The organism is Streptomyces sp. B21-083, assembly GCF_036898825.1.
Lineage (GTDB): Bacteria > Actinomycetota > Actinomycetes > Streptomycetales > Streptomycetaceae > Streptomyces.
On record NZ_JARUND010000002.1, the window covers coordinates 4,223,446 to 4,242,195 of the forward strand.

At 68.4% G+C, this 18,750-nt stretch carries 15 protein-coding genes and 4 pseudogenes; 6 read left to right on the forward strand and 13 right to left on the reverse strand.

Going from position 1 to position 18,750, the window contains the following annotated elements:
* Positions 1-7 precede the first annotated feature (7 nt).
* From ccsB to hemL, 7 genes are all read right to left on the reverse strand, one after another.
* Complete coding sequence (gene ccsB / locus QA861_RS42975; RefSeq protein WP_334594374.1) at positions 8-1,096, reverse strand: c-type cytochrome biogenesis protein CcsB; 1,089 nt, start codon at positions 1,094-1,096, stop codon at positions 8-10.
* 3 nt (positions 1,097-1,099) lie between these two features.
* The gene (resB, locus tag QA861_RS42980; protein WP_334594375.1) at positions 1,100-2,830 is read right to left on the reverse strand and encodes a cytochrome c biogenesis protein ResB; all 1,731 of its coding nucleotides are present in this window, start codon (positions 2,828-2,830) and stop codon (positions 1,100-1,102) included.
* A 3-nt stretch (positions 2,831-2,833) separates the two neighbouring features.
* Positions 2,834-3,619, reverse strand: a complete 786-nt coding sequence (locus tag QA861_RS42985) for a cytochrome c biogenesis CcdA family protein (RefSeq protein ID WP_334595032.1) — start codon at positions 3,617-3,619, stop codon at positions 2,834-2,836.
* A gap of 10 nt (positions 3,620-3,629) precedes the next feature.
* Positions 3,630-4,268, reverse strand: a complete 639-nt coding sequence (locus QA861_RS42990) for a TlpA family protein disulfide reductase (RefSeq protein WP_334594376.1) — start codon at positions 4,266-4,268, stop codon at positions 3,630-3,632.
* A gap of 158 nt (positions 4,269-4,426) precedes the next feature.
* Positions 4,427-5,761: a polysaccharide deacetylase family protein gene (locus QA861_RS42995; protein ID WP_334594377.1), complete on the reverse strand. Its 1,335-nt coding sequence runs from the start codon at positions 5,759-5,761 to the stop codon at positions 4,427-4,429.
* 185 nt (positions 5,762-5,946) lie between these two features.
* Positions 5,947-6,654 (reverse strand): histidine phosphatase family protein, encoded by a 708-nt coding sequence (locus QA861_RS43000; protein ID WP_334594379.1) that lies wholly within the window; start codon positions 6,652-6,654, stop codon positions 5,947-5,949.
* Complete coding sequence (gene hemL / locus QA861_RS43005; RefSeq protein ID WP_334594380.1) at positions 6,651-8,018, reverse strand: glutamate-1-semialdehyde 2,1-aminomutase; 1,368 nt, start codon at positions 8,016-8,018, stop codon at positions 6,651-6,653. Before hemL ends, QA861_RS43000 begins: the two co-directional genes overlap by 4 nt.
* A 569-nt stretch (positions 8,019-8,587) precedes the next feature.
* On the opposite strand from hemL, the gene QA861_RS43010 reads away from it, so the two are divergent.
* On the forward strand, positions 8,588-9,025 hold the full coding sequence (locus tag QA861_RS43010) for a hypothetical protein (RefSeq protein WP_019061278.1): 438 nt from the start codon (positions 8,588-8,590) through the stop codon (positions 9,023-9,025).
* A gap of 125 nt (positions 9,026-9,150) precedes the next feature.
* On the opposite strand, the gene QA861_RS43015 is transcribed toward QA861_RS43010, so the two are convergent.
* Positions 9,151-9,696: a flavoprotein gene (locus QA861_RS43015; protein WP_334594386.1), complete on the reverse strand. Its 546-nt coding sequence runs from the start codon at positions 9,694-9,696 to the stop codon at positions 9,151-9,153.
* A pseudogene (locus QA861_RS43020) lies at positions 9,693-10,178 on the reverse strand (helix-turn-helix domain-containing protein); the annotation flags it as partial. The pseudogene QA861_RS43020 and the gene QA861_RS43015, both read right to left, overlap by 4 nt.
* Here QA861_RS43020 and QA861_RS43025 point away from each other — a divergent pair.
* The 5 genes and pseudogenes from QA861_RS43025 to QA861_RS43045 all read left to right on the forward strand — a co-directional run.
* A pseudogene (locus QA861_RS43025) lies at positions 10,171-10,317 on the forward strand (bifunctional metallophosphatase/5'-nucleotidase); the annotation flags it as partial. The pseudogenes QA861_RS43020 and QA861_RS43025 overlap by 8 nt on opposite strands.
* The gene (gene dcd / locus QA861_RS43030) at positions 10,314-10,853 is read left to right on the forward strand and encodes a dCTP deaminase (RefSeq protein ID WP_334594388.1); all 540 of its coding nucleotides are present in this window, start codon (positions 10,314-10,316) and stop codon (positions 10,851-10,853) included. The pseudogene QA861_RS43025 and the gene dcd, both read left to right, overlap by 4 nt.
* The gene (locus QA861_RS43035; protein WP_334594390.1) at positions 10,850-11,386 is read left to right on the forward strand and encodes a dCTP deaminase; all 537 of its coding nucleotides are present in this window, start codon (positions 10,850-10,852) and stop codon (positions 11,384-11,386) included. The genes dcd and QA861_RS43035 overlap by 4 nt, the downstream gene beginning before the upstream one ends.
* A pseudogene (locus QA861_RS43040) lies at positions 11,383-12,499 on the forward strand (glycosyltransferase family 4 protein). Before QA861_RS43035 ends, QA861_RS43040 begins: the two are co-directional and overlap by 4 nt.
* Positions 12,500-12,712: 213 nt before the next feature.
* Positions 12,713-13,756, forward strand: coding sequence for a serine hydrolase domain-containing protein (locus tag QA861_RS43045; protein ID WP_334594391.1), 1,044 nt, complete (start codon positions 12,713-12,715; stop codon positions 13,754-13,756).
* Between the two features lie 325 nt (positions 13,757-14,081).
* Here the strand turns inward: QA861_RS43045 and QA861_RS43050 are convergent.
* The 4 genes and pseudogenes from QA861_RS43050 to QA861_RS43065 all read right to left on the reverse strand — a co-directional run.
* Positions 14,082-14,411: pseudogene (locus tag QA861_RS43050) on the reverse strand (cation transporter); the annotation flags it as partial.
* 127 nt (positions 14,412-14,538) lie between these two features.
* Positions 14,539-16,827 carry a glycoside hydrolase family 3 N-terminal domain-containing protein gene (locus QA861_RS43055; RefSeq protein WP_334594392.1) on the reverse strand — a complete coding sequence of 763 codons (2,289 nt, stop codon included), beginning with the start codon at positions 16,825-16,827 and terminating at the stop codon, positions 14,539-14,541.
* Positions 16,828-16,885: 58 nt separating this feature from the next.
* Positions 16,886-17,776, reverse strand: coding sequence for a carbohydrate ABC transporter permease (locus QA861_RS43060; protein ID WP_334594394.1), 891 nt, complete (start codon positions 17,774-17,776; stop codon positions 16,886-16,888).
* 10 nt (positions 17,777-17,786) lie between these two features.
* Complete coding sequence (locus QA861_RS43065; protein WP_334594395.1) at positions 17,787-18,749, reverse strand: carbohydrate ABC transporter permease; 963 nt, start codon at positions 18,747-18,749, stop codon at positions 17,787-17,789.
* Between the last annotated feature and the right edge of the window lies 1 nt (position 18,750).

An 18,750-nucleotide genomic window follows, 5' to 3' on the forward strand; every position in this document is an offset into this window, starting at 1 on the left:
CGGCGAGTCACACGCCCGCGTAGGAGTGCTTGCCCGTGACGAAGATGTTGACGCCGTAGTAGTTGAAGAGGAAGCACGCGAACGCGATCAGGGCGATGTACGCGGCCTTGCGGCCCTTCCAGCCGGCCGTGGCGCGGGCGTGCAGGTAGGTGGCGTAGGCGACCCAGGTGATGAACGCCCAGGTCTCCTTGGGGTCCCAGCCCCAGTAGCGGCCCCACGCGTCGCCCGCCCAGATCGCGCCCGCGATGATCGTGAACGTCCACAGGGGGAAGACGGCGGCGTTGACGCGGTACGAGAACTTGTCGAGGGACGCCGACGCGGGCAGCCGCTCCATGACGGAGGTCGCGAAGGTGCCGGGCTTGCCGCCGGACGCGAGCTTGTTCTCGTAGGAGTCCTTGAAGAGGTACAGGATCGTGGCGACCGCGCCCACGTAGAAGACGGCGCCGCAGAGGATCGCCGTGGAGACGTGGATGTACAGCCAGTACGAGTGGAGCGCGGGCACGAGCTGGTCGCTGGCCGTGTAGAGCACGGTGACGGCGAGACCGAGGTCGAGGAGGACGGTCGTGACCAGGGGGAGGCCGAGCCAGCGGATGTCCTTCTTCAGCGCGAGGAAGACGAGGTAGACGGCCACGGCTGTGGTCGAGAAGGTGAGGTTGAACTCGTACATGTTGCCCCACGGCGCCCGCTGCACGGACAGCGCGCGGGCCAGCACCCCGGCGAACTCGACCAGGAACGCGACCACGGTGAGCGACACGGCGATACGCCCGTACAGGTCGCCCTGCTCGTCGCCGCCGTGGGCGCCGGGCCCGTCCGGCACGTCCCGGGCGCCGGCGGCGGCCCGCACGACGACCTTCGGCCGCTCCATCACGGCGGTCCCGCCGGCGTTCTTGACGGTCACCTCGGGCGCCTTCGCCCCGGCCGCCCCGGCCGGCTTCGCGGTGAGCGCGGCGGCCGTCCGGCTGACCTTGCTGCGGCTGCCGAAGATCCACTCGGCGATGTAGGTGAAGAAGGCCAGGGTGTAGACGGCCATCGACGAGTAGATCAGCGTGTTGCTGATGTTCGCGAGGTGCTCGTTGGTGGCGGTGGCGAGAGTCATCATTTACTTCTCAGCCCCTTCAGCAGGTACGGCTTGAGGATCGGGGACGGGTTCACTGGTGGCGGCGTCGGCGTCGGGCGCGCCCTGCGCCTGGTCGTACAGGGTCCCGGCGAGGTCGCCGAGTTCCTCGGGCACCTTGGCGGACTCGCTGCGGCCGAGGCCGCCCATCTCGACGACGGTGACGCCGTCCGGGCCCTTCACCGCCCGCACCCACACCCGTCGGCGCTGGATGAACAGGGAGCCGGCGAGGCCGAAGATGGCGACGATCGCGCCGCCGAGCGCCCAGCCGGCGGCGGGCTGCCGGGTGACCTGGAAGTTGGCCCATTCCCGGGTGCCCTCGTAGGTGATCGAGCCGGCGCCGCCCGGGAGCTTCATGGTCTCGCCCGGCTTCAGGTTCTCGCGCACCTGCTTGCCCTTGGAGTCCTTGTAGGCCTTCATGTGGGTCTTGTCGAGCTGGTACACGCTCTGCGGAAGACCCGCGTTGACCCCGAGGTCGCCGTGATAGGGCGCCAGGTTCAGCACCGGGTTCTCCAGTGCGGGGAACTGCGAGGCGATCTCGTTGCCCGGCACGTACGTGGGCAGGAAGAAGGCCTGGATGCCGAGCTGTTCCTCGACGCCCTTGGGGTCGCGGTAGCCGTCCATGACCTTGATCGCACCCGAGGAGGTGACGTTGGAGTCGAGGGGGAGGAGGGCCACGGGCTGGTCGAAGACGATGTCGCCCTTGCCGTCGCGGACGGTGATGACGGGCGCGTAGCCGTGGGCGGTGAGGTAGACCTTCGAGTCGCCGACCACCAGCGGCTCGTTGACCTTGATGGTGCGCTTCTTGTGCTTGCCGTACGCGCCCACGCTGTAGTCGAGGTCGGCCTCGTAGGTGCGCGGGGTGCCGCGGTTGGGCCCCGACTCCTCGTACGTGCCCTTGAAGTCCTTCAGGTTGAAGCTGAAGGGGTCGAGGTCGTCGGTGTTGAAGAGGGTGCCGGACTTGAAGTCGTCGTACTGGGTGAGCGTGTTGGAGAAGCCGTCGCCCTCGAGGATCAGCTTGTTGCCCTCGGACTTGTACAGCTGTCCCCAGGCGAACGAGGTCAGCATCACGATCAGCGCGATGTGGAAGGCGAGGTTGCCGACCTCGCGCAGATAGCCCTTCTCGGCGGCGACCGCGTCCCCGGCGAGATACGCCCGGAAGCGGCGCTTCTTCAGCAGTACGAGGGCTGCCTCGCGGATCTGCTCGGGCTCGGCCTCCGTACGCCATGTCGTGTAGGCGGGCAGCCGGTTCAGGCGGCGGGGGGCGCCCGGCGGGCGGCTGCGCAGCTGGCCCACGAACTGCCAGGTGCGGGGCACGATGCAGCCGATGAGGGAGATGAACAGCAGGATGTAGATCGCCGAGAACCACACCGAGCTGTAGACGTGGAACAGGCCGAGCTTCTCGTAGAGCGGCCCGAGGAAGCTGTGCCGCTTCATGAAGTCGGCGACCTTGGTCGCGTCCGTCCCGGACTGCGGGATCAGCGAGCCGGGGATCGCCCCGAGCGACAGCAGGAACAGCAGCAGCAGCGCGACCCGCATCGAGGTGAGCTGGCGCCAGAACCAGCGGGCCCAGCCGATGACACCGAGGCCTGGCAGGCCCGGCGCGTCCTCCTGAGGGGCGGTGGACAGCTGGGAGGCGGCGGCGCCGAGGTCCTGGTCGTCACCGCTCTCGGGGGCGGGGGCAGGCGTGCTGCCGGTGGTGGTGCTGTTGCTCATCGGTCAGATCCCCACAGTGAAGCCGTTGGACCAGGTCTGCATCTCCTGCACCAGACGGTCCCACGCGCCGGTAAGGAGCAGCACACCGGTAAGGATCATCATCGTGCCGCCGATGCGCATGACCCAGACATAGTGGCGCTTGACCCAGCCGAAAGCACCGAGCGCCTTGCGGAAGGCGACCGCGGCGAGCACGAAGGGGACACCGAGGCCGATGCAGTAGGCGACCGTCAGTACGGCCCCGCGTCCCGCGCTGGCCTGGTCGAAGGCGAGGCTGTTGACGGAGGCGAGGGTCGGGCCGATGCAGGGCGTCCAGCCGATGCCGAACAGCGCGCCGAGGAGGGGGGCGCCGACCAGTCCGGTGGCGGGCTTCTTGTGGAAGCGGAACTCGCGCTGGGTGAGCCAGGGCATCATGCCCATGTAGAAGACGCCCATGAGGATCATGAGGACGCCGAGCACCTTGGACAGCGTGCCCTGGTGCTCCTGCAGCGTCTGCCCGAAGTATCCGAACAGGGCCCCCGTGGACACGAACACCGCGGTGAACCCGAGCACGAAGAGCGAGGCCCCGGCGACCATCCGCCCCTTGCGGGCCTCGCCGAGATCGGTACCGGTGACACCGGTGACGTACGACAGATAGCCGGGTACGAGAGGCAGCACGCACGGCGAGAAGAAGGAGACGAGGCCGCCGAGCAGGGCGATCGGCAGGGCCAGTATCAGGGCCCCGCTCATCACGGTCTCGTTGGGCTCGGTGATCGAGGCGGCGAGCGTGACGAGGGCGGGCGCCTGGGACATCCCGCTCACGTCACTTCTCCGTGAGGACGGGGTCGATCATCTTGCGCAGGTTGTCCTCGCTGAGGGCTTCGAGCGCGCGGGCGGCGATCTTCCCCTCCCGGTCGAGGACGATCGTGGAGGGGATCAGCTTCGGGTTGAGCGTGCCCTTCTTGAAGCGGAGCATCAGCTTGCCCGTGGGGTCGTACAGACTCGGGTACGTGACCCCGTACCCCTTCTCGAAGGCGAGCGCCGGGCGGGTGCTGGTGTCGCGGGTGTTGATGCCGACGAACTCGACGCCCTTGCCCTTGAGGTCGGCGGAGACCGCGACGAAGTTCTTCGCCTCCAGGCGGCAGGGTCCGCACCACGAACCCCAGATGTTGATGACGACGACCTTGCCCTTGTAGTCGGCCACGTCGAGCTGCTTGCCGTCGATGGTCTCGCCGGAGAGGTCGGGCGCGACGGACCGTTTCCCCTGGCCGACGTGCGCGATGCCGTCGTTGCCGGTGACGAAGTTGGTGTCGCCCGAACCCCCGGACGTACCGCCCGAGCCGCACGCGGTCAGCGCCAGCGCGGAGGCGGCGACAGCGGCGGTGAGCAGGGCGGCTCGACGGCTACGGGCATGACCACGAGGACGGTTCGAGCACAGGGGGACACGGCTGTCGGCACTCATGTGAAAAGTTTCGCATGTCCGTTCCGAGGATCTTGCGCACCCCCCTGGAGGGCGACTGCGCCATCCCTGGGGACGACCCCCGGACCCCCAGCAGACAAGCAGGTCGGCTGGTAGGACCGGCGTGCGCGCTGAGACGCCAATCAGAGCAGACCCGCATTTCAGGCGGCCTTTCCGGTCCCTTCGGTGCCGGCGGTGGCAGGAGCGTTCGCGGTCTTCTGCGGGTCGGCCAGGAAGCCGTTCCAGCCGCCCACCGGCTGCTGCCCGACATCGAGGGTCCGCAGCTTCTCCAGCACCTCGGGCTTCTGTACGTCCATCCAGTCGACGAACTGCCGGAACGAGACGAGCCGGACGTCCTCGCCCTTCTCCTTCTCCCGCGCGATGTGCTTGAGCGCGGCCTCGACGGCGTCCATGTAGATGCCGCCGTTCCAGTGCTCGAAGTGGTTGCCGACGAAGAAGGGGGCACGGTTCGTCTCGTACGCCCGCTGGAAACCGGCGATGTAGGCGCCGGCGGCCTGCTCGCGCCAGGCCGGGTAGTTGTAGGCGGGGGCGTTGGTCGAGTTGATCGACTGGTTGGCCAGCATGTTGTAGTCCATGGAGAGGACCTCGAACTTACGGCCGGGGAAAGGTATCGCCTGGAGGGGCAGGTCCCAGACGCCGTTCGTCTTCGTGGGCCACACCTGCCGGCCGCCGGGCGAGGAGGCGTCGTAGCGCCAGCCGAGGGCGCGGGCGGTGGGGAGCAGGTTGTTCTGGCCGAGGAGGCAGGGCGTACGGCCGCCGATGAGCTCACGGTCGTAGTCGAAGGGGAGCGCGGGCAGGTCGGTCCACCCGGTGTTGGTGCGCCACTCCTTCACGAAGCCCTTGGCCTGCTGTATCTCGCTGCGCCACTGCTGGGGCGTCCAGTTGGCGACCGTGCCGTGGCCGGAGCAGAAGTGGCCGTTGAAGTGGGTGCCTATCTCGTGCCCGTCGAGCCAGGCCTGCCGGACGTTGGTGAGGGTCGCCTTGACGTGCTCGTCGGTGAGGTAGCCGATGTCGGAGGCGCCGGGGGCGTTGTTCGGCGGGAGGTACTTGCGCTTCTGCGACTCGGGGAGGAGGTAGAGCCCGGAGAGGAAGAAGGTCATGTGGGCGTCGTGCGTCTTCGCCAGCTCCAGGAAGCGCGGGAAGAGGCCGTTGCCGACCTCTCCGGCCCCGTCCCAGGAGAAGATCACGAACTGCGGCGGGGTCTGGCCCGGCTCCAGCGGCACGGGCCTGCCGGGCTGGTGGGGCTGCTTGCCGGTGAAGGAGGTGGAGCCGTCGCCTATGGGCCTGGCGGTGGCGGTGGGCGACGGCTTGCCGGAAGGTCGCTTCTTCCCACCGGAACCTCCTGACCCCTTCGACCCGTCTTGCAGAACGGTTCCACAGCCGGCGGTACCGAGAGCGGCGGCGGCTCCGAGGCCGAGGCCGAGCGCACCCCGCCGACTGAAGCCGCCGACGCCGTCACCGTTCTTGTCGTGCATGGGGTCCCCATTCGTCGTACTCGCTGATGGTCACCCAGTCAGAGGGGACGACGAACAGGGAGGTTCCCCGTATTGTCACGCACTTCGGAACAATTGCAACAACTGTGTCACTAATCACTCAAGAGACGAAAGTTTCCGAAGTGTTGGTTGAAGGCGTGAAAGTCGTGAAAGACGGCGCTGAGCGATTACGCCCCGAAGGCCTTGTCCTTACCCTTCACCGGCTTGGCGCCCGCGAGCAGATGGGCCGGGACGAGGTCACGGGCGGGCTCGGCGTAACCGATCGACACGATCCTGTCGCCACGGTAGGTGAAGGTGGTCAGGGAGGCGAGCGTGCACTGCCGCTTGCGCGGATCGTGCCAGAGCCGCCGCCGCTCCGCATAGCTGCGCACGATCCAGATCGGCAGCTGATGACTGACGAGCACGGCCTCGTGCCCACGCGCGGCGTCCTTGGCGGCGTCCAGCGCCCCCATCATCCGTACGACCTGATCGACGTACGGCTCCCCCCAGGACGGCTTGAACGGGTTGACCAGGTGCTTCCAGTTCTCGGGCCGCTTGAGGGCTCCGTCCCCGACACCGAAGGTTTTCCCCTGGAAGACGTTCTCGGCCTCGATGAGCCGCCCGTCGGTCGCGATATCGAGCCCGTGCGCCTTGGCGATGGGCGTCGCGGTCTCCTGCGCCCGCTCCAGCGGGGAGGCACCGACGTACGTGACATCGCGCGAGGCGAGGTGCTCGGCGACCCGGTCGGCCATCCGCCGGCCCAGCTCGGAGAGGTGGTAGCCGTCCAGCCGCCCGTACAACACCCCGTCGGGGTTGGCGACTTCACCGTGCCGCATGAGGTGTACGACGGTGATGTCGGCGCTGGAATCGTTCGTCCCACTGTTGATGTCGCTCATGCTGCTGTGGCCTCCGCCGCCGCACGGGCCGCCGCCGGAAGGGCGTCGGCGATTTTCTGGATGGCCCGCTCGTCGTGCGCCGTGGAGACGAACCAGGACTCGAAGGACGACGGCGGGAGATAGACGCCGTCCGCCAGCATGGACTGGAAGAACGCGGTGAAGCGGAACGACTCCTGCGTCTTGGCGTCCTCGTAGTTGCGCACCGGCCGGTCGGTGAAGAACACGGAGAACATGTTGGAGGCGTTCTGCACGGTGTGCGCGACGCCCTCCTTGCCGAGCGCCTCGCCGACCAGCCCCTGGAGCTGCGCGGAGACGGCGTCGACGGTGACGTACGCGGCCTCGTCGAGCAGCCGCAGCTGGGCGAGCCCGGCGGCGGTCGCGATCGGGTTACCGGAGAGGGTGCCGGCCTGGTAGACGGGCCCGGCGGGAGCGAGATGGGCCATGACGTCGGCGCGTCCCCCGAAGGCGGCGGCGGGGAACCCACCGCCCATGACCTTCCCGAAGGTCATGAGATCGGGCCGGACGCCGTCGATCCCGTACCAGCCGCTCCGACTGGTCCGGAACCCGGTCATGACCTCGTCGGACACATACAACGCGCCATTGGCGGCACACGCGTCCTTGAGCCCCTGGTTGAACCCGGGCAGCGGCGGTACGACGCCCATGTTGCCCGGGGAGGCCTCGGTGATCAGGCAGGCGATCTCGCCGGGGTGCGCGGCGAAGGCGGCGTGCACGGCGTCGAGGTCGTTGTAGGGGAGCACGATGGTGTCGCCGGCCTGGGCGCCGGTGACGCCGGGGGTGTCGGGCAGCGCGAACGTGGCGACACCGGAGCCGGCCGCAGCCAGCAGCGAATCGACGTGACCGTGGTAACACCCGGCGAACTTGATCACCTTGGAGCGCCGGGTGAACCCGCGGGCGAGGCGGATCGCCGACATGGTGGCCTCGGTCCCGCTGGACACGAGCCGTACCTGCTCAAGGGGGTCGATACGGGCGACCATCTCCTCGGCGAGAGCGACCTCGCCCTCCCCCGGCGTACCGAAGGACGTACCGCGCGACACGGCGTCCTGGACGGCGGCGATGACCTCCGGGCGGGAGTGCCCGAGGATCATCGGCCCCCAGGAGCAGACCAGGTCGACGTACTCGCGCCCGTCGGCGTCGGTGAGATACGGGCCACGCCCCGACACCATGAACCGGGGCGTACCGCCCACGGCTCGGAAGGCACGCACCGGCGAGTTGACCCCGCCGGGTGTGACTCGCGTCGCACGGTCGAAGAGGCCCTGAGAGACGGGCGCTTCATAGGGATAGGGCAACCCACTCGCCGTTCCGCCGGCTGCCCCGCTGGTTGACCCGCTTGACGTTTCGCTCATGACCTGCGACTTCTCCGACTTCTCGGACTCCGGTTGCCAGTGACCCCCTCAGGGTAGGCGGCCGGAGGGCGGGGCGCGGGCCTCACCCGTCTGCGAAACTGGGACCGGACACACACGAGGTACACAGAGACACGCAGCTCATCGAGCCGTACATACGGACGATGGGCGGATGATGGTGTTCAGAGGCTGCGAAGATCCTGCGGACAGGTGTTTCAACGCACGTTTCGGCGGGCGGACGTGGGGGAGGTCACTGACACGATGATCGGGTTGCGCGACGGGGCTCGCGCGTCCTAGAACAGCAGTCGGGTGGAGATATGCATCGCGGTGGCGGACTGGGCGAGGGGACTGACGACCTGGGTCCTCGACGTGCCCGGCGGGGAAGGCACCGACGCGACGTGGAGGAAGCGGCAGCGGCAGAAGCGGCACGACAGGCGCAGGCCCCTGGAATGGGTCCTGGGCAGGGGATCGGTCCTGGGCAGATCCCCGGGTCGACGGTTTCGAACGGTGTGCCCGAGAGCGTCGACCGGAGGGTCGAGCGACTCCGGGCAGCGAGCGGGAATGGTGGTCGGGTGGGGGTGACGTACAAATACTTCGGCGCACCGGACGGCGCCACGGCAGCCCGCGTCCCGATCTCGATGCGCCCCGAGGAACTCGGCGGCGACGAACTCGGCATGAACGGCATGTTCACCAAGATCAAGCCCGAGACGATGGCCGCGATGGTCCTCACGGGCATCGAGGGCGTCCCCCTCAACAAGGTGCCCCCGCTGGAACTCGTGGTCCTGCACCCGGACTACGCGGTCGTGAAACTCCCGATGACCGTCGTCGACCCGCTACGGGGCATAGGCGAGGAGGCGGTCGGCGCGGCAGCCTTCATCTGGTCGACGGTGCCGGACCGGGGCGGACCTCGGGACGCCTTCAACGTCTACCAACTGCTGCACGAGTGGCAGGACTTCAGCCATCGGTTGCATGAGGCGGGGCATCAGCCGTATTGCCTTGTGTGGCCGTGAGGTGAGGTCCTGACGGTAGGCCGGTAAGCGGTAGCGGGCGGGGTTCTCGGACCCCGCCTTTTGCGTGTCCCCGGAGGAGCCGTCGGGCGGCCGGGGCAGGTTGAGGGCCCGCACGACAGCGCTGATCACGGTCGCGCGGACACCCTGGGAGCGAGCAGCTCCAGCACTTCCTCCCAGCGGTAGCGGTCGGCCCCGCCCCCGGCCTTCGGCCGGTGAGGTTCGTACGAGCCGATCAGGACGCCCATCTCACGCAGCCGTTCCAGGCTCTGGCGGTAGGCGGGGTGGGCGGCCTGGGCGGAGTTCAGGTACGGCAGTACGGCGATCGGGATGTCCATGGCGGGTGCTTCGCACAGGATGCCCAGGGCGAGATTGTCGGAGATCCCGGCGGCCCACTTGTTGACGGTGTTGAAGCTGGCCGGCGCGACGGCGATCGCATCCGCAGGCCGGGTCGGACGCGGTTGGCCCGGTGATCGCCACGCTGAGCGGATGGGCTGGCCTGTCTGGGCCTCGACCGCTGCCGCGTCGAGGAAGCCGAGCCCTTGCGGGGTGGCGACCACGCCGACATCCCAGCGTCGCTCGTGTGCTGCGGTGATCAGTCTGCCGACGTCGGCGGCGACCCCGGCCGCGCAGACGACGATCTGGAGGAACGGCTTGTGGGGCTGATCACTCACGCGGGCACTCCCAGTTGACGACTGAAGTGGTGCAGCTCGGGCAGCGCCCGGCGGCGGTCACGGGCTGCCATGTCGGCGACCAGCTCGCGTACGGCCGGGCGGCGGATGTCCTGTGCCGCACAGCTCTCAGCGATCCGCAGGGCCTGGTAGCCGTCGGCGAGCCTGCCCTGCTGACTGTAGGCGCGGGCGGCCTCCACCCAGAGCGCGGCCCGGCGTTCGGGGACGGGAATGTGCCGCCGCATGAGTGGCCGTGCGGTTTGCAGCGCGATGCCGGCGTCGCCGAAGGAGACGGCCGCACTGATCTCGTGCAGTGCGACGTTGGTGGGGCTGAAGTTCGCCCAAGCATCGGGCCGGTCAAAGGCGACGTAGCGAGCCACCTCCTTGGCCTCGGTGAGGAAGTCATGGGTGGTCGCGCGGTCGCCGTTTCTGCTGGCGGCGGTCGCCCCGCGAAGCAGCAGGAGACCGACCGCTGACAGCGTTCTGACAACCGACTACCTGGCCGACAGCCATCTCGGCGGACGGACGCATCAAGCCGGGCTGCGGCTCGGCCAAGCCGTACGCCGCGTCCTGGCCACACCCTTGCCGGGCTTTGTCGATGCCACCGAAGGAGTCGAGCAATGATCCTCACCGGGCCCGAGATCACCGCCGCTGCCAGCGACGGACGCCTGACCATCGCCCCCTTCGAACCGGGGCAGGTCAACCCCAACAGCTACAACGTCCGCCTCGGCCCCACCCTGCTGATCTATACCGAGACCGTGATCGACGCCCACCGTCCCAACCCCACCCGCGAGGTCGAGATCGGGAAGGGCGGATACGTGCTCCAACCCGGCGAGCTGTACCTCGGGCACACCGTCGAACAGGTCGGCTCCGACACCTTCGTACCGCTGTTGTTCGGCCGCTCCTCCGTAGGCCGACTCGGACTGTTCGTCGAGATCACCGCCCCGATCGGCGACATCGGCTTCCACGGCCAGTGGACGCTGATGCTGTCGCCGGTCCGCCCGTTACGGGTGTACGCGGGCATGAGGATCGGGCAGATCATGTTCTTCGTCTCCACCGGCGACATCGCCCTCTACCAAGGCAAGTACCAAGCCGCCGTCGGCCCACAGCCGTCCGCGTACTGGCGTGACGCGGCCCGGCTCAAGGCGGTTGCCTCGTGATCCTCACCGGCCCCGCGATCAGCGCCGCGATCCAGTCCGGCGAAATCACGATCGAACCGTACGACCCCGCCTTCCTCTCTCCGAACGCCTACGACTGGCGGCTCGGCGACACCATCCGCATCTGCGACGGCGACCTGGACGCGGCCGTCCCCACCGAGTTCACCGAGCAGGCCATTCCTGCCGGGGGCCTGGTGTTGAAGCCTGGCACGCTCTACTTGGGCGTCACGCTGGAGAAGACCGGCTCCGAGACGTACGCCCAGATGCTCAACGGCGACCGAACCATCGGCGCGCTCGGCGTCTGGGTCCACGTCTCCGCCCCGCTCGGCCATCAAGGTCATGCCATCCGCTGGACCCTGGAGATCCGCGCCGCCAGGCCGGTCCGCATCTACGCGGGCATGACCTTCGGCAAGCTCGTCTTCCTTACCGCCTTCGGTGCGTCAGCCAGCTACCAGCAGCAGGACGGCAAGTACGCGGCGACGGACGGCATCGACATCTCCCGCCTCTACGAAGAGATCCCCGGAGGAGTCCTGTGAGCCCGCATCCAACCACCGGGCCGCTCGTCGCTACCCTGCTGGACCTGCCCGCCCGAAGCCCGGGCGGCAGCGTCGAACTCTTCCTCGACCTCTACACCGGCGACCGGCCCCTCATCCCCGCACGCGCGTTCATGCTGGGCCGGTCCAGCCCCAGACACCGCGTTCCCGCCGGGCTTGACCTACTGCCCGTCGCCGGAAAGTGCCTGGAAGGCCCGGCCTTCGGCCGCTACGTCACAGCCCTGCGCGAGGCTCTCACAGCAGCAATCGACCCAGCGCAGATCAGCGTCCTGCACCTCCAACACCTGGCCTTCGGCGCCGCTTCCGCCCTGATCCGGGCTCTGCCCTTGCAACCCCGCATCGCCCTGGTACACGGCACAGACCTGATCTTCGCCGAGGCCCACCGCGACCAGCTTCAGGTACTACGCGAGACCGCCAAGGCCGCCGATGCCATCGTCGTACCCACGGGCGCGATGGCCGACCACCTCCTCAAACTCGCCCCACAGGTCGACCGCCGAAAGATCAGCCACATCCCCTGGGGAATCCCAGACCCCCTGATCACCGATCCACCGGCTCGACCCACCCGTACCTTGTCCAGCCACCTACGGCTGCTGTACGCAGGACGACTGACCGCAGAGAAGGGCGTAGATGCCCTGGTCAAGAGCCTGGCTCCCGTGACCGGAGTCGAACTGAGTATCGCCGCACCCCGGGCTCAGTTCCAGGCCCTTGCCCCGCTCCTGCAACGGGCCGGAGTACGGGCTCGTTACCTCGGCTGGCTACGCCGTCCACAACTGTGGAAGGCGTTCGCCGAGCACGACGTGCTGGTCATACCGTCCACCACCCTGGAGGCCATGGGCCTGGTCGCGCTGGAGGCCCAAGCCTGTGGACTGCCCGTCCTCTACCAACCCGTACCCGGCCTCAACGAGACTCTCGCCGCCTCCGGAGTGGCCACCGATTTCACAAACTCGGCTGCCCTCACCCGCGATCTGGATCGCCTGCGAACCTCTCCCGGTCTTCTGTCCGCGCTGCGGCAGGCGGGCTGTGCGAACGCCGCCCCGCTACCCGCTCTCGGCGACCGCGCAGGCCCTGACCGACCTCGGCCACCGACTCTCCTGAACAGGCGCCGTGAACCGGGCCTGCGACTGATAGACCGCTGAATACTCGCTCACAACGACGCGCCCGACGGGGATGTCCGCTAGGTCCAGCGCCCCGCCAGGGGCAAAGGCAGGGACCGTCCTGCCTTTGCCCGAGTCGACACGCCATTGCCCCACCCCTCCCACCCGCGTCACTACGCTGACCGGCGGGATGCCCACGGCGAACAGGGAGACCATGACGTACCGCACCGACCGCATCGAACAGCTCCTGAGTGAAGGCGTCCGCGACAAGGTCTACCCCGGCGTTGTATGGGCCGTCGGCGACGCCGCCGGAACTCGCGCCCACGGCACCGCTGGGGTCCTCGACCCCGAGCAACCGGAGGTGCTTGTGCGGCCCAACACTGTCTTCGACGCCGCCAGCCTCACCAAGATCCTCGCCGTATGGTCCTCCGTCGGCGCCCTCTGGGAAGAAGGCAAGCTCGACCTCGACTCTCCCCTCGGCGCCTTCTGGCCCGAGGTCGAAGGCCACTCGCTCGGATCGGTGACCGCTCGCCACCTGCTGACCCACACGGCCGGTGTTCCCCCGCGGGCCCAACTCAAGAACCTTTACGGCACCGACCCGCAGGACATCCGCGACGGCGTACTGCAGGAAGCACTGCACCGCCAGCCCGGCGAGGCTGTCGAGTACACCGACCGGGCCGCCCTCATCCTCGGCTACCTCGCCGAACACCTCTCCGGACAGCGCCTCGGCCAACTCGCCTTGGAGCGGATCTGGCAGCCGCTGGGCATGAACACCACCCAATTCGGGCCGCTGCCTGCCGAGATTGCCACGCGGTGCGCGCCGACCGAACTCGACCAGGACACCGACACCCATCTCAAAGGCATCGCCCACGATTTCTCCGCACGGCTCCTGGGTGGCGTGTGCGGCATCGCCGGCGTCTTCACCGTCCTCGACGACCTCGCCGCTTTTTTGCGCTACATGCTGGGCGACACCGCTACGCCTGAGCAGGCCGGATTCGGCCCAGCCTGGACGACTGAATCGCTGACGGTTCAGACCGGCGCCCTGGAGCCGGTACGCGGCCTGTTCTGGCACCCCGCTCCGGGCACCAACCCCGCCCACGACGTCTGGGTGCACTACGGCTTCACCGGAACCGGCATGTGGATCTCACCCCACGAGGGGCGCTGGGCCGTACTGCTGACCAACAAGCTCTACTACACCCGCGACCGCCAGCCCCTCACCGAAGTCCGGAACGCCTTCCGCACCTTGGCATTTCGCTGACGCCCATGAACGTCTGGGAACAGGTGGCCCACCGAATTTGATGTCACTGTCAGTAGTGACGCTTACCTTAGGGGCGTGGAGCCTTTGCTGGACCAGGTGACGGGGGTAAACGTGACGTTGCCAACTACCGCTGGCCACACGGATTTTGAGGCCCTATTTCCACATCGTCTCTCCACGGGCGGCCAGGGCACATTCAGCGACCTGCCCGCCACACAACTCGAGGCGTTCCGTGGGAGGGGTTGGAGTTCGTGATCGAGCGGTTGCGGGCGGGTCGGTGCGGATCGTCGGCACTCTCAACGCGAGTCGAGGACGTACGACCAACCAGTCAGCAGCATTCGCATCCGGCCCGGCACCCGCATGCGTCCTCGACCTTCGCCGCCGCGGAGGAGGCGGGCACGGAGGAGACGGGCACGGCACAACACCCGTCACCCCGCCAGGCATCCCGCCCTTCCTTCACCGCCACCCCCGCGATGACGAGCGCCACGATCGGGTCGGCCCACGACCAGCCGAGGGCGGCGTTGGCGACCAGGCCGAGCAACAGGACTGCGGAGAGGTACGTGCACAGCAGCGTCTGGTTGGAATCGGCCACAGCGGAGGCGGAGCCCAGCTCCTGCCCCGCCCGGCGCTGGGCGGCGGACAGGAAGGAAATCATGGATCATCTGTCGAGCGATGCGTAGATCGCCGAGATGGCAACACAGGCGCCCCACCGGCTTCACCCTCCGTGGGGCACCTGCGTCGCCAGCCAACTCGGCTGACAGCGCCGTGGTCGCTGCGTCCGGCAGCTAGGCGATCGTCAGCGTCGTCTTGGCCGTGGCGAGCGAGCTGTTGCCCACGTAGATGTCGATGGCGCCCTTTTCGATCTCGAACCGTCCACCGGTGTCGTTCGTCCAGAAGCCGAGGTCGTCGGCGCCGAGGCGGAACCGGACGGTGGTGCCCTGGCCCGCGTTCAGGCTGACCCTGCGGAAGCCGCGCAGCCTGCGCACCGGCTGAACGATGCTCGCGACGGGGTCATGGAGGTAGAGCTGGACGACCTCGTCGCCCGAAAGCTCGCCGGTGTTGCGCACGGTGACTGCCACCTCGACGGTGTCGCCCTTGCGGAGTGCGCCCGCCGAGATCCGGCGGGTGCTCAGGGCCGGGTCGCCGATGGCGAACGATGTGTAGCTCAGGCCGTGCCCGAAGGGGAACTGAGGCCCGTCAGGGAGGTCGAGGTACTTGGACGTGTACTTTTCGACGGCGTCGTACGGGCGTCCAGTGTTCTCGTGGTTGTAGTAGATCGGGATCTGCCCGACGGTGCGAGAGAAGGTCACCGGGAGTTTGCCGCCGGGGTTGACGGTGCCGAACAACACGTCCGCGATGGCGTTGCCGGCCTCCATGCCGGGATGCCACGCCTCCAGGACGGCGGGGGCCAGGTCCAGCCAGCCGCCGGTGGTGAGAGGACGCCCGTTGACCAGGACGACGACGAACGGCTTGCCGGTGGCCGCGACCGCGGTGATCAGGTCCTCCTGCGCGCCGGGCAGTGTGATGTCGCTGCGCGCGCCGGCCTCGCCGCTCATCTCCGGCGGCTCGCCGACCACGACGACGGTGACGTCGGCCGCCTGGGCCGCCGCGACCGCGTCCCTGATCCCCGAGGTGTCCGTACCTTCCGGGTTCACCCCCGTGACGGCCGTTACCTTCGCCTTGGGGGCTGCCTCCCGGATCCCGTCCAGCACGGTCGCCGAGGGGAACTTCTCCCACCCAGGACCGGCCCACGTGCCCTGTAGATCCTTGGAGTCGGAAAACGGACCGACGACGGCGATGGAACCGACGCCCGCACGCAGGGGCAGGGCGGCCTTGTCGTTCTTCAGCAGCACCATGGCGCGCGCGGCAGCCGTTCGCGCTGCGGCGCGGGCCTCCTCGGTCGGCTCCGTGATCGCCGCTTCCTCGTCGACGTAGGGGTGGTCGAAGAGCCCGAGCCGGAACTTCAGACGCAGGATGCGGGAGACCGCGTCGTCCAGGCGACGGGTGGTGATCCGGCCACTGCTGAGCAGTTCCTCGCCGTGGTCCATGAGGTTGGTGCTGACCATCTCCATGTCCACCCCCGCGTTCAGGGCGAGCCTGCCGGCGTCGGCACCGTCGGCGGCGAAGCCGTGGACGATCAGCTCCTGAACGCCGGTGTAGTCGCTGACGACGAAGCCGTCGAAGCCCCATTCGTCCTTGAGGATGCCGGTCAGCACATGCTCGTTGCCGTGGGCGGGGACGCCGCTGACGGTGTTGAAGGACGCCATGACGGTGGCCACGCCGGCGTCGAGGGCTGCCTTGAAGGGCGGGAGGTAGTGGTTGCGCAGACGGGCCTCGGAGACGTCCACGGTGTTGTAGTCGCGGCCGCCCTCCGCGCCGCCGTAGGCGACGAGGTGCTTGGCGCACGCCGCGATGCGGTCCTTGGCGTCCAGGTTCTTGCCGTCGCCCTGATAGCCGCGGGTTTTGGCTGCCGCGAAGACCGCCGTGAGGTACGGGTCCTCGCCGTTGCCCTCCGCGATGCGCCCCCAGCGCGGGTCGTGAGTGACGTCCATCATCGGGGAGAACGTCCAGCGGACCCCGTTGGAGCGCGCCTCCGCCGCCGAGACCTCGGCGTCCCGCTCGGCCACCGCCGGGTCGAAGCTGGACGCCTGGGCCAGGGGAATGGGGAACGTGGTCAGGTAGCCGTGGATGATGTCGCCGCCGAACAGCAGCGGGATGCCCAGCCTCGACTCCTCGACGGCGATCCGTTGAAGGGCGTTGGTGGTGTCCGCCCCGTAGATGTTGAGTACGGACCCGAGCAGGCCCTTGCGGGCGGCTTCCTCCGCCTGTGCGGTCTGTCCGCCGCCGGGGCCCGTCTCGCCCGTCCAGGACAGCTGCTGCAACTGCCCCAGCTTCTCCTCTACGGTCATCCGGCCCAACAGGGCCTGGGCCTCTGCTTCGTACGGGCCGGTTCCGCCCTTCGCTGCGGCTGCCGAAGCAGGCTCCTCGGCCGCCTCTTCGGTGCCCGCGGCTGCTGCGGCGGCGACCGTCCCGCCGAGTGCCGTCATCGCTGTGCGCCTCCGTATGCCACTCATAGAACATTGATCCTTTTTGCCTGTGGGGGGAATCTCCGGGCTGTCCCAGGCCCTGTGGTCACTTGATGCCGACGGTGGCGATGCCTTGGACGAAGTAGCGCTGCAGTGCCATGAACAGAGCGACGATGGGTGCGATGACCAGGACCGAACCGGCCAGCAGGAGGCCGTAGTGGGTGGAGTTCTGGCCCTGCGAGTACAGCGCCAGGGCGACCGGGAGGGTGTACTTGTCCTCGGTCTGGGCGGCCACCAGCGGCCACAGGAAGTTGTTCCACGAGCCGAGGAACGTCAGGATCGCCAGGGTGGCCAGCGGCGGCCCGCACAACGGCAACACGATCCTGGTGAAGGTCCGGATCTGCCCGGCGCCGTCGATCCTGGCCGCCTCCAGCAGCGAGTCGGGGATGCCGAGCATGAACTGCCGCATGAGGAACACCCCGAGCGGCGTGGCCAGGAACGGCAGGATCAGGGCCGGGTAGGTGTTGACCATCTGCAGCTTGGCCACCATCACGAACATCGGCACGAAGGTCACCACGCCGGGCACCATGAGCGTGATCATGACCAGGGCGAACAGCAGGCGCTTGCCGGGGAATTCCAGCTTGGCCAGTGCGTAGCCGATCATGGAGCAGAAGAGCAGGTTGCCCAGCACGGTGAAGACGGCGACGATCAGGCTGTTGAGGAAGTAGTCGCCGATGTGCAGGTCGCCGAGCCAGGTCGTGAAGTTGCTCAGGGTCGGCGACTGCGGGAGCCAGCCGCTGGGGTCGCGCACCAGCTCGCCCTGGGTCTTGAAGGACGACAGCAGCATCCAGGCGAACGGCATGAGCGTCGCGGCGAGGGCGACGGCCAGGACGGCGTAGATCAGGACGCGTGCGCGCCGCGAGGTGGCGGTGGGCGATGCGCCACCGCCGCGCGTCTTCGGTACGGCCGGGGAGACGGTGGGTGTCGAGTGGGTCATGTTCGCCGCCTCAGTCCTTCGGCCGCAGCAGTCGGAACTGGAGCATGCTCAGCGCGGCGATCACCGTGAACAGCACGTAGCTGGCTGCCGAGGCGTAGCCGTACTTGCCGAAGCCGAACTGGTTGTAGGTGAAGTAGCTCACCGACAGCGTCGAGTTCAGCGGGCCGCCCTGCGTCATGACGAACGACTCCTCGAAGAACTGGAGGTAGCCCACCGACAGCATGACCGCGCCGAACAGCAGGGTCGGGCGCAGCAGCGGCAGCGTGATCCGGCGGAAGCGCTGCCACGGGCTCGCGCCGTCCATGATCGCCGCCTCGTGCAGTTCCCCCGGGACGTTCTGCAGGCCGGCCAGGAAGATGATCATCAGTGTGCCCATGTTGCGCCACGCGGTCATCAGGATCAGCGACGGCAGGGCCCAGGTCGTGCTGTGCAGCCAGTCGGGACCGGCGATGCCGATCCAGCCGAGCACGGTGTTGAGCACCCCGTCGGGCTGCAGGATGAAGCGCCACACGACCGCGACGGCGACGATGCTGGTCACCACCGGCGTGTAGAAGCCGACCCGGAACAACGTACGCAGCCGCGTGATCCCGCTGTTGAGGGCCACGGCGAGCGCCAGGGCGACCGCCATCGTCAGCGGGATGCCGAACAGGACGACGTACGCGGTGTTGACCATGGCCTTGCGGAACTGCGCGTCCCCGAACAGGTCCACGTACTGCTGCAGACCCACGAAGTCCACCGCGAACGGCGTCTGCGCGTCGGCGCTTCGGAAGTCGGTGAACGACATCAGGAACGAGGAGACCAGCGGGACGAGCATGAAGACGGCGAAGACCAGCATGAACGGCAGTGCGAACAGCCATGCGGCCAGTCCCTGCCGGCGCCGTGCGGCCGAAGGGCCGCCCCGGGGCCGCCGGGGCCCCGCGCCCCGGCCGGCGCGGCGTCCGCCGGCCGCGGCGTCTGCGGTGGTGGTCGCCATC

Bases quoted from the DNA above. Each gene is read 5' to 3' on its own strand.
- ccsB (WP_334594374.1), bottom strand. From the start codon at position 1,096: ATGACTCTCGCCACCGCCACCAACGAGCACCTCGCGAACATCAGCAAC.
- resB (WP_334594375.1), bottom strand. From the start codon at position 2,830: ATGAGCAACAGCACCACCACCGGCAGCACGCCTGCCCCCGCCCCCGAG.
- QA861_RS42985 (WP_334595032.1), bottom strand. From the start codon at position 3,619: ATGTCCCAGGCGCCCGCCCTCGTCACGCTCGCCGCCTCGATCACCGAG.
- QA861_RS42990 (WP_334594376.1), bottom strand. From the start codon at position 4,268: ATGAGTGCCGACAGCCGTGTCCCCCTGTGCTCGAACCGTCCTCGTGGT.
- QA861_RS42995 (WP_334594377.1), bottom strand. From the start codon at position 5,761: ATGCACGACAAGAACGGTGACGGCGTCGGCGGCTTCAGTCGGCGGGGT.
- QA861_RS43000 (WP_334594379.1), bottom strand. From the start codon at position 6,654: ATGAGCGACATCAACAGTGGGACGAACGATTCCAGCGCCGACATCACC.
- hemL (WP_334594380.1), bottom strand. From the start codon at position 8,018: ATGAGCGAAACGTCAAGCGGGTCAACCAGCGGGGCAGCCGGCGGAACG.
- dcd (WP_334594388.1), top strand. From the start codon at position 10,314: ATGATCCTCACCGGGCCCGAGATCACCGCCGCTGCCAGCGACGGACGC.
- QA861_RS43045 (WP_334594391.1), top strand. From the start codon at position 12,713: ATGACGTACCGCACCGACCGCATCGAACAGCTCCTGAGTGAAGGCGTC.
- QA861_RS43055 (WP_334594392.1), bottom strand. From the start codon at position 16,827: ATGAGTGGCATACGGAGGCGCACAGCGATGACGGCACTCGGCGGGACG.
- QA861_RS43060 (WP_334594394.1), bottom strand. From the start codon at position 17,776: ATGACCCACTCGACACCCACCGTCTCCCCGGCCGTACCGAAGACGCGC.
- QA861_RS43065 (WP_334594395.1), bottom strand. From the start codon at position 18,749: ATGGCGACCACCACCGCAGACGCCGCGGCCGGCGGACGCCGCGCCGGC.